This is a genomic window from Mycobacterium sp., assembly GCF_035506235.1.
Taxonomy (GTDB): Bacteria; Actinomycetota; Actinomycetes; order Mycobacteriales; family Mycobacteriaceae; genus Mycobacterium.
The window spans coordinates 1-13,029 of the sequence record NZ_DATJPU010000096.1; the positions used below are offsets into that span (position 1 = coordinate 1).

General features: G+C 68.2%; 11 protein-coding genes and 2 pseudogenes. 6 read left to right on the forward strand and 7 right to left on the reverse strand.

Annotation, left to right across the window (positions count from 1 at the left end):
• Positions 1-67 precede the first annotated feature (67 nt).
• Positions 68-550, reverse strand: coding sequence for a DUF2834 domain-containing protein (locus tag VMD50_RS08615; RefSeq protein ID WP_325426787.1), 483 nt, complete (start codon positions 548-550; stop codon positions 68-70).
• A 70-nt stretch (positions 551-620) separates the two neighbouring features.
• Between VMD50_RS08615 and VMD50_RS08620 the strand changes: the two genes are divergently transcribed.
• Both VMD50_RS08620 and VMD50_RS08625 read left to right on the forward strand, forming a co-directional pair.
• Positions 621-1,238 carry a TetR/AcrR family transcriptional regulator gene (locus VMD50_RS08620; protein WP_325426789.1) on the forward strand — a complete coding sequence of 206 codons (618 nt, stop codon included), beginning with the start codon at positions 621-623 and terminating at the stop codon, positions 1,236-1,238.
• A gap of 67 nt (positions 1,239-1,305) precedes the next feature.
• On the forward strand, positions 1,306-2,868 hold the full coding sequence (locus VMD50_RS08625; RefSeq protein ID WP_325426791.1) for a phytoene desaturase family protein: 1,563 nt from the start codon (positions 1,306-1,308) through the stop codon (positions 2,866-2,868).
• Here the strand turns inward: VMD50_RS08625 and VMD50_RS08630 are convergent.
• From VMD50_RS08630 to VMD50_RS08640, 3 genes and pseudogenes are all read right to left on the reverse strand, one after another.
• Positions 2,865-3,197 carry a hypothetical protein gene (locus tag VMD50_RS08630; protein WP_325426793.1) on the reverse strand — a complete coding sequence of 111 codons (333 nt, stop codon included), beginning with the start codon at positions 3,195-3,197 and terminating at the stop codon, positions 2,865-2,867. The genes VMD50_RS08625 and VMD50_RS08630 overlap by 4 nt on opposite strands.
• Positions 3,194-4,744 carry an MBL fold metallo-hydrolase gene (locus VMD50_RS08635; protein WP_325426795.1) on the reverse strand — a complete coding sequence of 517 codons (1,551 nt, stop codon included), beginning with the start codon at positions 4,742-4,744 and terminating at the stop codon, positions 3,194-3,196. The genes VMD50_RS08630 and VMD50_RS08635 overlap by 4 nt, the downstream gene beginning before the upstream one ends.
• Before the next feature lie 60 nt (positions 4,745-4,804).
• Positions 4,805-4,919, reverse strand: a pseudogene (locus VMD50_RS08640) (aminoglycoside phosphotransferase APH(3')); the annotation flags it as partial.
• Positions 4,920-4,950: 31 nt separating this feature from the next.
• Here VMD50_RS08640 and VMD50_RS08645 point away from each other — a divergent pair.
• The 4 genes from VMD50_RS08645 to VMD50_RS08660 are packed head-to-tail and all read left to right on the forward strand — an operon-like array spanning position 4,951 to position 8,135.
• Positions 4,951-5,721, forward strand: a complete 771-nt coding sequence (locus VMD50_RS08645; protein ID WP_325426797.1) for a lysophospholipid acyltransferase family protein — start codon at positions 4,951-4,953, stop codon at positions 5,719-5,721.
• Between the two features lie 3 nt (positions 5,722-5,724).
• Positions 5,725-6,492, forward strand: coding sequence for a lysophospholipid acyltransferase family protein (locus tag VMD50_RS08650; protein ID WP_325426799.1), 768 nt, complete (start codon positions 5,725-5,727; stop codon positions 6,490-6,492).
• Between the two features lie 16 nt (positions 6,493-6,508).
• Positions 6,509-7,294: a lysophospholipid acyltransferase family protein gene (locus VMD50_RS08655; protein WP_325426801.1), complete on the forward strand. Its 786-nt coding sequence runs from the start codon at positions 6,509-6,511 to the stop codon at positions 7,292-7,294.
• Between the two features lie 25 nt (positions 7,295-7,319).
• Positions 7,320-8,135 carry an HAD family hydrolase gene (locus VMD50_RS08660; protein WP_325426803.1) on the forward strand — a complete coding sequence of 272 codons (816 nt, stop codon included), beginning with the start codon at positions 7,320-7,322 and terminating at the stop codon, positions 8,133-8,135.
• Between the two features lie 23 nt (positions 8,136-8,158).
• On the opposite strand, the gene VMD50_RS08665 is transcribed toward VMD50_RS08660, so the two are convergent.
• From VMD50_RS08665 to VMD50_RS08675, 3 genes and pseudogenes are all read right to left on the reverse strand, one after another.
• Positions 8,159-9,670: a PE family protein gene (locus VMD50_RS08665; RefSeq protein WP_325426805.1), complete on the reverse strand. Its 1,512-nt coding sequence runs from the start codon at positions 9,668-9,670 to the stop codon at positions 8,159-8,161.
• A 96-nt stretch (positions 9,671-9,766) separates the two neighbouring features.
• Entirely contained in the window at positions 9,767-11,434 is a 1,668-nt protein-coding gene (locus VMD50_RS08670) for an LGFP repeat-containing protein (RefSeq protein WP_325426807.1), read from the reverse strand.
• 440 nt (positions 11,435-11,874) lie between these two features.
• Positions 11,875-12,771, reverse strand: a pseudogene (locus VMD50_RS08675) (PirG); the annotation flags it as partial.
• Between the last annotated feature and the right edge of the window lie 258 nt (positions 12,772-13,029).

Sequence of the window (13,029 nt, forward strand, 5' to 3'; positions counted from 1 at the left end):
TCACCGACATCCGCACCGACGTCACGGGCGGCCGACAGAGGTGGCGTGCCACCAAACCGATTGACGCTTAGGCGTTTACAGTATCACGGGCCTTTTCGTGCCGGCGCTGCCGCTCCATGGTGGCGAAGTAGAAGGCGAACGCGAACGCGAAACTGGTGAACAGGCTGGACACGAAGTACAGCCACGGGCGGCGCAGCCCGCGACGGTAGCCGTCGACGATGGTGAACAGCGGCAGCAGAACCACGTTCGCGATCGTGTAATCCTGACTGGCCGAGCTGGCCGCGGGGTTGGTGAACATCAGCCGGATGTATTGCGCCCAACTGCCCGGGCCCCAGATCGGGTTGGTGGACCCCGTTGCGTACTCCTGCACGAAGTGGATGTTGAAATACCAGCCCAGCGCCACCGACGCGATGCCAACGAGGTAGTACGCGGCTTCCAACGGGGAGAACAACGGGCCGTCGCCCGGCCGCGCGAAAACCTTCGAGTTGGACGCGACGATCCAGCCGATGACAGTAAGCCCGAGAACCGCATGCACGAGAAGCGACACCATGGGCGCAGTGTCGTCCCTGGCAAGAAGTTTTGTCAATAATGACAGAAAGCAGAGGGAGTACGTTACTGGCATGGTCCGACCCGCTCAGACGGCGCGCAGCGAGCGCACCCGGGAGGCGCTGATCCAGGCCGCGATGGTGCGGTTCCTGGCCCAGGGCGTCGAGGACACGTCGGCCGAGCAGATCGCCTCGGACGCCGGGGTGTCGCTGCGGACCTTCTATCGCCACTTCCGGTCCAAGCACGACTTGCTGTTTGCCGACTACACCGGGCTGAACTGGTTTCGCGCCGCGCTCGACGCCCGGCCCGCCGAAGAGCCGATCATCGACTCCGTGCAGTCGGCCGTCTTCTCGTTTCCCTATGACGTTGAGGCAGTGACGAAAATCGCCGCGTTGCGCGGCGGCGAGCTCGACCCGGGCCGCATCGTACGCCATATTCAGGAAGTCCAGGCCGACTTCGCCGACGCCATCCAAGAGCAACTGCAACGGCGTAGCTGGGCGGCGACGCACACCCCCGACGCGCGGTTGCGCGCCGCGGTGACCGCGCGCTGCATCGCGGCCGCGGTTTTCGGCGCGATGGAACTTTGGATGCTCGGCGACGATCGATCGCTGGGCGAGCTGGCGCGGATGTGCCACATGGCGCTCGAGTCGCTGCGCGCCGGCATCACCGACGCCTGGGCGGCCGGCGCCTGAATAGCGTTTCGTCATAATTGACAAAACTTGGCGGTCGTGCCAGCCTCCATTTCTGGAGGGCAGGGACATGACTGAATACGACGCGATCGTCATCGGCGCGGGACACAACGGGCTGGCCGCGGCGGTGCTGCTGCAAAAGGCCGGGCTGAAGACGGTGTGCCTGGACGCCAAGCTGTATGCGGGCGGGATGGCTTCCACGGTCGAGCTTTTCGACGGGTACCGCTTCGAGATCGCCGGCTCGGTGCAGTTCCCGACGGCGTCGGTGGTGGTCGAGGAATTGGGCCTGGACACCCTCGAGACGATCGACCTGGAGGTGATGTCGGTCGCGGTGCGCGGCGTCGGTGACGATCCGCTGATCCAGTACAGCGACCCGATCAAGCTGTTCACCCACCTCAACGAGGTGCACGGCGCGGACGCGGTCAACGGGATGGCCGGGCTGATGGCCTGGAGCCAGGCGCCGACACGGGCGCTGGGCCGATTCGAGGCGGGGACCGCGCCCAAGACCTTCGACGAGATGTATGCCTGCGCCACCAACGAATTCGAGCGCTCGGCCATCGACGACATGCTGTTCGGTTCGGTCACCGACGTGCTGGACCGCTACCTGCCGGACCGCGAGAAACACGGCGCGCTGCGCGGGTCGATGACCGTGCTGGCCGTCAACACCCTGTACCGCGGGCCGGCCACGCCGGGCAGCGCCGCGGCACTCGCCTTCGGGCTCGGCGTCCCCGACGGGGATACCATGCAGATGAAGAAGCTGCGCGGCGGCATCGGCGCGCTCACCTCGCACCTGGCCGAACTGCTGGAAAGCCTGGGCGGCGAGATGCGGCTGCGCACCAGGGTCACCGAGATCCTGGTCGCGGGGGGCCGGGTGACCGGAGTGCGCACGGAGGGGGGCGAGACGCTGGCCGCGCCGATCGTCGTCTCCAACCTCGCGCCCGACGTCACGCTCAACGAGATGATCGATCCCGCCGCGCTCCCCGCCGACATCCGCGAGCGGTACGCGGGAATCGACCACCGCGGCAGCTACCTGCAGATGCACTTCGCGCTGGAAGAGGCGCCCAGGTTCGCCGCGCCCTACGAGGCTCTCAACGAGCCGGCCATGCAGGCGTCCATCGGCCTGTTCTGCACGCCGGAGGAAGTCCAGCAGCAGTGGGAGGACGCCCGGCGCGGGATCGTGCCGGCCGACCCGACGGTGGTGTTGCAGATCCCGTCGCAGAACGATCCGGACCTGGCGCCCGAGGGCAGGCACGCCGCATCGGCGTTCGCGCTGTGGTTCCCGATCGAGGGCGGTGCCGACTATGGGCAGACGAAGGTCGAGATGGGCCAGCGGGTGATCGACAAGATCACCCGGCTGGCGCCGAACTTCGAGGGCGGCATCATTCGGCACACCACCTTCACGCCCAGGCACATGGGTGTGATGTTCGGCGCCCCGGGCGGCGACTACTGCCACGGGTTGTTGAGCTCGGACCAGATCGGGCCGAACCGGCCCGGCCCGAAGGGCTTTCGCGGCCAGCCGATCCCGATCAGGGGGCTGTATCTCGGCGGCGCGGGGTGCCACGGCGGGCCGGGGATCACGTTCATCCCGGGCTACAACGCCGCTCGCGCGGCGCTGGACGACCTGGGGCGCTAACCGCGCTCGCTCAGCAGTTCGTCCAGCAGCGCGGTGAACTCGTCCGGGCGCGCCGGCGTCAGCGCGGGGCTGGGCCAGGTCCCCGGTACGTCCAGGGTGATCAGCCTCGACTTGAACGGCCGCTGCACGTCCAGGGGCAGCCAGCGACGGAAGTCGGAGCTGCCCCAGATGCGGAACCGCTGCATGAACATGCCCAGCGCCTCGGTCTTGTACCCGCGGATCGTGTCCAGCGCGATGACCTTCGACGTGCCGGACGGAAAGTGGTAGCGGCGCAACGTGATCGCCGCGCGGTCCAGCTGGACCAGGCCGTCATCGTAAGTCGCGTTCATTTCTTCGAGCTTCGCAGTTGGTGGCCCCGCGCGGTCAGGCAGTGGCCGTCGTCCAACCGCCACTGCCAGCCGTGCAGGTTACAGGTCAAGGTGTTGCCCTCTACCACACCGAATTTCGACAGGTCGGCCTTGAGATGGGGGCAACGGCGCTGAAGCTCCCAGCCGTCCAGCGTGATCGACGCGGAGTCGTCGTGGGTCTCGGCGAACCAGCCGTCGGCGTAGGCGATCCGCTCGTCGGTCAGACACTTGAAGAATGTGTACAGGTATTCGTTGTAGCCGCCGACGCGCCACGCGGTGAAGCGGGTGGACAAGAAGATCGTGTTGACCCAGTCGGGTTCGTGATCGCGCAGCACCGTGCGCACCAACTCCGGCGCGACGGCGAAACCGTAACGGGCCTTCTCGTCCGGAATCCGTTCGCGCACAGTCCGTTTCGGGAAGTCGAGGATCACCGTCTCGGGACCGATGACCAGCTCGACGGGATAGCCGATGCCGTCGCAGATTTCGTCGCTTTGCAGCATGATCGGCTCGAACAGCGCGCGCAGTTGGTCCAGCAGCGGCTCGCCGGTGGCGGGGGCCCAGCCGGCCCGCTCCGCGGCCACCACCGGCGCCATCCGATCGGCATAGTCGGCGATGTAGGCCGCTTTGCCCGTGGTGAAGATCGCCTCCACCTGCTCGTCCGGTAGGGGATGGCGCAGCGAGTTGAGCGTCGTGCCGGAGAAGTCCGCGGTGGAACCCGGAATCATCAGCAGGCCGCCGTCGTGCCCGTGCGCGCGCATCTGCTCCAGGAAGACGATCTGGTCGGGAAAGATGTTGGCCGGATCGCCGTGGTCGTCGTTGAGGTGACGCAACTCGGGGTCCAGAAAGCACGGCGGCCCCGCCGACGGCACCACCCAGCTGGCCCCCACCTGGGCGATGTACTGGCGGGCGCGATCCATCCCCCGCTGCCTCTTCTGGATGCCGAACGACTCCTTGGCGCGGGCGGGCATGTCGTAGACCATCGGGTACCAGATCGCCCCGGAGTACTGCAGCAGGTGCACGTCCACGCGGCCGAATGCGGTTCCCAGCACGTCCAGGTCCACCGGCCGGGCGTCGTTCATGTTGAAAGCCGTTGTGGTGCCGTCGGAAACCACCAGCGCGGAGTCACCGATCGGGCCGTCGGCCGGGGCGCGCAGGGCGATGATCATGATGTCGAGGTCGCCCTTGGGCCCGCTGACCCGGTGCCTGGTCGAGTCGGTGGTCTCGAAGAACCGATGAAACCCCAGCTTCTGCAGCTCGTTTCGCAGGTCGGGCACCGGGAAGTCGGGCAGCAGCACCACCGCGTCCTTGTTGACGTGCTCGCGCAGGTTCTTGGCGTCGAAGTGATCCTTGTGCAGGTGGGACACGTACAGGTAGTCGCAGTCGCCCAACCGGTCCCAGTCCAGTGCGCTGTTGTCCGGGAACGGAAACCAGGACGCGAAGTAGGCGGGGTTGACCCAGGGGTCGCAAAGGATGGTGCCCGCGTGGGTCTCGATCAGGAATCCGGCGTGGCCGACGCTCGTGACCTGCACTGATACCTTTCGGGGGACAAGGGGGCATGCCGACGGTTGACGGCTTGTCAGCCCCCGAGCTTAGCGCGAGGCCGCATCCTCGGCCCGCCACAGCCGCCGGTGGTAATCGATCCGCGCCGGGTCCGGCCGGACGCCGTTGGCGGCGATGAACTCCCCTTCAGCGCACCTCACCCGGCTCACAGCCGGGAGCACTAGGCTGGACTGCTGTGGAACCGGTATACGGGACAATCATTCAGCTCGCCCGCTTGATCTGGCGCATTCAGGGTCTGAAGATCACGGTCTCGGGCGTGGAGAACTTGCCCAAGAGCGGCGGTGCGGTCATCGCGATCAACCACACCGGCTACCTGGACTTCACTTTCGCGGGTTTGCCTGCGTACAAGCAGGGCCTCGGGCGCAAGGTGCGGTTCATGGCCAAGCAGGAGGTGTTCGACGACAAGATCACCGGGCCGATCATGCGCAGCCTGCGGCACATTCCCGTGGACCGGCAGGACGGGGCCGCGTCCTATGAGGCCGCCGTCAGGAACCTCAAGGACGGCGAGCTGGTCGGCGTCTACCCCGAAGCCACGATCAGCCGCAGCTTCGAAATCAAGGAGTTCAAGTCGGGGGCGGCCCGGATGGCGGTCGAGGCCGGGGTGCCGATCGTTCCGCACATCGTCTGGGGCGCGCAGCGCATCTGGACCAAGGACCATCCCAAGAAGCTGCTGCACCCCAAGGTGCCGATCGTCGTCCTGGTGGGCGAACCGATCGAACCGACGCTGGCCGTCGAGGAGTTGAAGGGGCTGTTGCATTCGCGGATGCAACATCTGCTGGAACGGGCCCAAGAAATGTATGGGCCGCACCCGGCCGGTGAGTTCTGGGTGCCGCGCCGGCTCGGCGGCAGCGCCCCTTCGCTGGCCGAGGCGGCCCGCATGGACGCCGAGGAGGCCGCCGCGCGGGCGGCCCGGCGCGCCCGAGCTGCTGGGGCGCCGGAGCAGTAGCCGATGGCGGAGCCGACCTTTCGCACCCTCGAGATCCTGGCCCGGCTCGTGGTGCTGGCCACCGGCACCCCCATCGCCTACAACGGCGAGGAGAACATCCCCGACCGGGGCGGGGCCGTGATCGCGATCAACCACACCAGCTACGTGGACTTTTTGCCCGCCGCATTGGCTGTGCATCGGCGGCGCCGTCGGCTTAGATTCATGATCAAAGCCGAGATGCAACAGGTGAAGGTGGTCAATTTCCTGATCAAGCACACCCGCACCATTCCGGTGGACCGCGGCGCCGGGGCGGACGCCTATGCGGTCGCCGTTCGGCGGCTGCGTGAGGGCGAGCTGGTCGGCGTCTATCCGGAGGCCACGATCAGCCGGAGCTTCGAGCTCAAGGAATTCAAGACGGGCGCGGCCCGGATGGCCGTCGAGGCGGACGTGCCGATCGTGCCGGTAATCGTGTGGGGGGCCCACCGCATCTGGACCAAGGACCATCCGCGGAACATCGGCCGCAAGAAGTCGCCGATCACCGTGCACGTGGGCGGCCCGCTGCGTGCGGCCGAGGACATCGCGACCACCACCGCCGCCGTGCGCGAATCGATGACCGCACTGTTGCACCAGGCGCAGCAACGGTATCCGCACCCCGCCGGCGCCTACTGGGTGCCGCGCCGGCTGGGCGGTGGCGCGCCGACTTTGGCCGAGGCGGCTCAGATAGAGGCCGACGAGGCCGCGGCACGGTCGGCCAGAAAGGCCGCCAACCGCACCCCGCATCAGTTTCGGTAGGGGGAAGGAGAGGGAGATGGCAGAGCCGTTTTACCGGTTTGGGGAGTGGATCGTTCCGCCGGCCGTCGCCATGCAGGGAACGAAATTCACCTACCAAGGCCTGGAGAACATTCCCGCTCGGGGCGGTGGTCTGCTTGCCCAGAACCACACCAGCTACCTCGACTGGCTGCCGACGATGCTGGCCGTCAAGGAGCGCGGCCGGCGCATGTACTTCATGATCAAGTCCGAAATGGCCGACGTGAAGGCGGTCAACTACGTGATCAAGCACGCGCGGCTCATCCCGGTGGATCGCCGGGCGGGACACGGCGCGCTCGAGGTGGCCGTGCGGCGCATGCGCGAGGGCCAGCTCATCGGGATGCACCCCGAGGCGACGATCAGCCGCAGTTTCGAGCTCAGGGAATTCAAAACCGGGGCGGCGAGGATGGCCTTGGAGGCGCAGGTGCCGCTGATCCCGGTGGTCGTCTGGGGCGCTCACCGGATTTGGCCGAAGGACCACCCGAAGAAGGTGTTCCGCAACAAGGTTCCGATCACCGTGGCCGCCGGCCGCCCGCTGCAGCCCCAGGGCACCGCCGAGCAGCTCAACGCCGCGCTGCGGCAGGCGATGAACGCGTTGCTGTACCGGGTGCAGGACGAGTATCCGCATCCCGAAGGACAGTATTGGGTGCCGCGGCGGCTGGGTGGCAGCGCGCCGAGCCAAGACGACTCCCGGGCGATCCGGTTGGCCGAATTGCAGGAGCGGACGCAAAGGTACGGTAGCGACGGCGTGACCCGACCGGGACAGAGCCAAAGCGGATTGCACTGACGACTGCAAAGGGCGGACCGCCTCCATGACCTTGCCGGCGCTGATCGCCTGTGACGTCGACGGCACCTTGTTCGACGAAAACGAGGCCATCGGCCCGCGCACGCGCGACGCGGTGCGCGCGGCCGTCGCCGCCGGTGCGCAGTTCGTGGTGGCAACCGGCCGCCCGCCGCGCTGGATTCGTCCCGTCGTGGAGGCGCTCGGCTTCGCACCGATCGCGGTGTGCGCCAACGGCGCCGTCCTCTACGACCCCGCGAACGACCGGGTGGTGTCGTCGCGAACGCTGCCCGTCGACACCCTGGCCGAATTGGCCGAGCTCGCGACCCGCGTCATCCCGGGGGCGGGCCTGGCCGTCGAGCGGATCGGCGAACGCGCCCATGACACGGCCACCCCCCAATTCATCAGCTCGCCGGGTTACGAGCACGCGTGGCTCAATCCGGACAACACCGAGGTGTCGATCCAGGATCTGCTGAGCGCCCCGGCGATCAAGCTGCTGATCCGCAAGACCGGTGCCCGCAGCGCGGACATGGCAGCCGCACTGGCCGAACATGTCGGCATCGAGGGCGATATCACCTACTCCACCAACAACGGGCTGGTGGAGATCGTGCCGCTGGGGATCAGCAAGGCCAGCGGCGTCGAGGAGATCGCCAAACCGCAGGGGATCACCAGCGAAGAGGTGGTGGCGTTCGGCGACATGCCCAACGATCTCCCGATGCTGCGCTGGGCCGGTCACGGCGTGGCGATGGGTAACGCGCATCCCGACGTGCTGGCCGCCGCCGACGAGGTTACCGCGCCCAACACCGACGACGGGGTGGGGCGGGTGCTGGAACGCTGGTGGCTTTAGGCGGGCAATCGGGCTTCAGCGCGCTAACCCGTCGGCGTGATGGACGCCGCGAGCTGCTGGGGCAGGTAGTTGACCATCAGGGGAACGATTCCCATGAACGGCGTCCCGAAGATGGTCACGGGAAGTTGCCCGAAGATGCCCAAGTCGATCGTCGCCGTCAGCGGGTGGGGCGGAACGAGAATCCCATCGAACGGCAAGTGCAGAACGATCGGTATGGAGGCCGGTAACGGCGATGGCAGGCCCGTCGGCACCGGGATCGTCATATCCACGATCGTTTCGCCATTGAGGAAGGCGTTCGCCACGACGGCCGGGCTGTTGACGAGCGCACCGAGCGCCGCCGCGCCGTTGCCGGCCAACAGAGCCTGCTGAACGGCCGTCGCGGAGGTTGCCAGCCCGCCCAGGGTGGCGAGCGGCGCGCCCGCGGCGGCGTAGGTGATCACCAACGGCAATCCGAAGAAGACGCTCAGCGACCCGGTTTCCGGGTTTCCCAGCGGCAACGTCGCGGTCGCCGAAATCGTCGGGATCGTAAGCACATTGAGCGCGTTGGTGAGATTCTGCGATATCTGCCGGAGGATGGACGGTGGCATCAGGTTGGTGAAGTACTGCGCCTCTTGTCCGGGGATGTTTGCGAGGGCGAACAGATTCCCCAGCGGGCCAAGCAGGGTCGGATTCACCGTGGCGGTGACCGTGGGAGGGAACGGGGGAATCGGAGCGCTGATCATCACGGTGCCCGGATTGAATCCTGTGACAAAGAGATTGGCGAAGGCCTGCCCGACGTCCTGCACCGCCCCGAAGTAATCGCCGGCCAGGACGGCTTGAAGGGCCACCTGCAGCTGCGCGCCGAAAGCGGGCAGGCCGGCCACGATCCCGGTCGCCGCGGCGTAGAGGTTGGTGGCGAATGCCTGGGCGAAGCCGATCTGCGTGGTGATGAACTGCTGGACGTAATACGCGGGGTTGAACGCGAGGAGTTGCTGGATGCCGGCCTGGATGGCCGCCGGCAGGTTGGCCAGGAACGCGGGGAAGTTCTCGATGGTGGTGGTGAGCGCCGCCGCGATCTGCTGCCAGTAACCCTGCTGGTTGACGAGAACCTGGCGCAGGAACGGGAAGGGGTCGGCGGACCAGGTGTTGAAGAGGGTTTGCAGGTTCGCCGACGTGTTGGCAATCAACTGCCCGTACGCGCCGCCCGGGGCTGCGGCCGCCAGGCCGGACGCGGCGGTCGCGGCGGGGAGGCCGGTCATCAGGCTCTGCTCGGCGTTGGCGAGCTCAGTGCCGAGGTAGGCCGCCGCGCCACCGTTCAGCAGGCTGACAAACTCGTCCTGAAACGCCGCGGCCTGGGTGCTGAGGACTTGAAATTCCCGGCCGAATCTGCCGAATACCTCGGAGATCGCGATCGACACCTCGTCGGAGGCCGCCGCCGCGACCCCGGTCGTCGGCCCCGCCGCCGCCGCGGTTGCCTCACCCAGGTTCGAGCCGATGCCGGCCAGGCGCTCGGCCGCGGCCGTCACCATCTCCGGTTCGGTAACCACGAATGACACGACCGTCTCCCCTCGCCTCGATCCCAACCCCGTTGCCAGGCGGGTCGAGCCTACTGTGACGGCGGACACATCGAGCGTGAAACGACCGGAGGCTCGCTAAGTTGCGGTGGGGTGGCTCGGCAGCGAGAAGTGTTCCGGCGGCACCTCGGGACCGCTCGGGGATTGCGTCGACAACGGCGTCGCGATGCCGTCGACGACCGACGTGACGTTCCCGGTGAGCCGGTCGTAGTTCAGGGTTCCGTGCTGAAAGTTCTGCGTAATCTGCAGCGGCTCTTGTATTTCCGCGCTGGTCGGCAACCCCAGCGGACCCCGCTCGTAACTGAGTGACGCCCACGCGTCGTAGATGGCGCCGGTCACCGGCTCCGGGCCGATCTCGGGCGACCAGTACATCGCGCCCTTGGCGAAGGTGACGAAGCGGGCGTCACCCTCCCCGCTGTCTTCCGGAGCGGTGGGTGCCCCCAGGACGCTGTTCATCCCTCCCGTCGCGAGCCAGTGGTCGTAGATGGCCCCGCCCTTCAGCGCGTTGATCAGCTCCTCGGGCGGATCGTTGAAATGCGCTGCGATATCGCGGACTTCGTCCATCAGCGCGTAGGCGGCGTTGCCGGGGCAATCGGTGTTGCCGACGTCGCGGTGGGTGAAGATGGTGGGCAGGTTCGCGATGGTGCCTGCCGCGAACGTGGTGTAGTGGCTACCGGCCGACTCCAGCGCCACCTTGCCCTTGGGGTCGACGCCGTCCAGGCCCAGCCGCCAGCCGAGCAGCCTGCCCACGGTTCGCAGCTGGATCGGGGTGGGCGGTACGTCGTCGAAGTTGCCGATCATCGCCACGCCCCAGGTGTTGCGGTTGAATCCGCCGGTGTGGAAGGCCTCGACGGCCTTGGTGAGGCCCCCGGCGCTGCCCTCGAACACCTGGCCGTACTTGTCGACCAGCGCGTTGTAGGCGATGTCGCACCAGCCCAGGGTCTTGCTGTGGTAGGTGTAGATCGCCTTGACGATCCCGGCCGACTCCAGCGGCGAATAGTCGTTGCTGCCCGCGGTGTGGTGGACGACCGCGGCGCGAATCCCGTTGTCGTACTGCGGACTACCGCAGCGCAGCGACTCGTCGGCGCCCCACTCCGCCCGGCTGATGATGGTGGGTGGCTGCCCGGGCATCATGACCCCGGTCGGCGGCGTCCAGTGCGTCCTGGCCGGCGTTTGCGGCGGCGAGATGAGGATCGCGGAGATGTTCTGCCCGTAGGGCTGTTCCCTGCTTACCGGCTTGTACCCCAGGCCGTCGTGGGCCGTCCCGACGCCGCCCAGGGTCACCGGCGCGTCGATCGGGCGGGTGACCGCGATCTGGACCGTCGTGGTGGTGCCGACGAACACCGGGTCGGTGCTGCGCGGCCCCTCGGCCGGCGCGGCCGGGCGGGCCGGCCCCGCCGGCTCGTCGTCGCCCGCCGGGCCGGCGTCGGGAGCCGCCGTCTCATACTCGGTCTGATACCAGGGCCCCCACGAACCGGCGGGGCGTTTCGCGCGGACCCGGGTGGACGTGCCGGCGAGGTCGCCGGTGAGCGCGACCATCGAAAACGGCGTGCCCTGGGTGAGTTCGCGAACCGTGACCCCGCCCCCCAGCCCGACCAGCGGCTGCTCGGCGAGCTGGGTGTCCTGGGCCCGCGGCGGCTCCGGCGCGCCGCGGTCGTGTGTTGCGTCGCCCACCCACGAGACGATGACGACGGTCGCCGCGATGGCGGTGAGCAACATCGTTGGTGCGCGACTGCGGGACGACACCAGCTGATGTTACTTTTGTTTCTGGTGTTATTTATGAGGCGACACGATACTGGCGCCGACAAGTCCCCGAAAACCTGTTCGACGGCACCGCAGAGGTTGGGTCGCCGGCCGGATTGCACGTTCCGGCCCATGCGGGCTCTGCGGTGCCGTCAGGGGACAGGTTCCTCCCGGTCCTAGTGGGGCAAAGCCGGCGCGGCGGCACCGGTCAGGGCGCCGGTTGCGCCCGGCACGGCACCCGCGGCGGCAGGCAGGGCACCCGCGGCGGCCGGCAGCGCGCCCGCGGCGGCCGGCAGCGCGCCGGCGGCGGCACCGGGCAGGGCACCCGCGGCGCCCGGAAGGGCACCCGCGGCGCCGGGCAGCGCACCCGCGGCGCCCGGCAGCGCGCCCGCGGCGGCACCGGGCAGGGCGGCCGCGGCACCCGGCAAGGCCTTGGCGGCACCCGGCAGCGCACCGGCGGCGGCCGGCAACGCGGCACCCGGCGCACCACCCGCGGCGCCCTGCTGGACACTCTGCATGATGGCCGGCATCACCAGGCCCTTGAGCAGGTCGATGGCCTGGCTGGCGCCCAGCTGGTTGGCGGCCTGCATCAGGTCGTTGACCAGCCCGCCCCCACCGCCCGAGCCGCCGCCCCCGGTGCCGCCCGACGCGATCGGCGAGGTGCCGCCGAGCGTCGACGGGTCACCGAGGATCGGGTAGGTGCCGCCGGCGCCCGGGTCCAACCCGGTCGTCGAGTCGATCGGTACCTCGCTGGGCGACAGGGTAGGACTGCCGATCCCGGGTGTGACGCCAGCGGGGCTGGTCAGCGCCGGGTTGAGTCCGGCGGCCGGGGTCGTGGGCACCGCGCCGGGAGTGGTCACCCCGGGCGTGGTGGGCGGCAATCCCGGGTTCGCCAGGGCCGGGCTCGTCAGGCCCGGGCTGGTCAGCGCCGGGCTCGTCAACCCCGGGCTGGTGAGACCCGGGCTGGTGAGACTCGGGCTGGTGAGACCCGGGCTGGTGAGACCCGGGCTGGTGAGGCCCGGGCTGGTCAAGCCCGGGCTGGTAAGCCCCGGACTGCCCAGCCCGGGGCTGGCCAGGCCCGGTGTGCCGGTCCCGGTCCCGCTCAAGGCGGGCACGGGCGGCAGGTTGATCCCGAACTGCGACAGGCCCTGCGACAGCGCACCCATCAGCTCGCCGGGCAGGTCGGACATCACCGCGGCCTTCTTGAACTCGTGGTGCTCGGCCGGCTTGCTGTCGGCGGTCGATTCGTAGACAAGGAAGTATGCGCAAGGACTCGCCACTGCCACGGCGGCGACCGCGCTCATGGCTGTCGAAAGCTTGCGTCGGCGTCGGTTCGGCACGGAAGTCTCCTCAAATCTGGACAACTATTGGAACTGTGTTGTGTCGGCGTCTCCTGCCTGTCCTATCCGGCATGAAGCACACAGAGTCGATGGTACGAGTGGGATTGGTGTGACTAGAGTGCTGATATTGAATCGTGAGGTAATTGCGACTCCGACTGTGACCGGCGATCCGGGTCTTCCAAAGCCCTCGTCTTTTGCCTTTAACCCGGACTCCCTGGCCTCGCCAAATGGGTTAGGCCCGTGCGGTCGGATACCCTA

Coding starts and splice junctions, on each gene's coding strand:
- VMD50_RS08615 (WP_325426787.1), bottom strand. CDS start 550: ATGGTGTCGCTTCTCGTGCATGCGGTTCTCGGGCTTACTGTCATCGGC.
- VMD50_RS08620 (WP_325426789.1), top strand. CDS start 621: ATGGTCCGACCCGCTCAGACGGCGCGCAGCGAGCGCACCCGGGAGGCG.
- VMD50_RS08625 (WP_325426791.1), top strand. CDS start 1,306: ATGACTGAATACGACGCGATCGTCATCGGCGCGGGACACAACGGGCTG.
- VMD50_RS08630 (WP_325426793.1), bottom strand. CDS start 3,197: ATGAACGCGACTTACGATGACGGCCTGGTCCAGCTGGACCGCGCGGCG.
- VMD50_RS08650 (WP_325426799.1), top strand. CDS start 5,725: ATGGCGGAGCCGACCTTTCGCACCCTCGAGATCCTGGCCCGGCTCGTG.
- VMD50_RS08655 (WP_325426801.1), top strand. CDS start 6,509: ATGGCAGAGCCGTTTTACCGGTTTGGGGAGTGGATCGTTCCGCCGGCC.
- VMD50_RS08660 (WP_325426803.1), top strand. CDS start 7,320: ATGACCTTGCCGGCGCTGATCGCCTGTGACGTCGACGGCACCTTGTTC.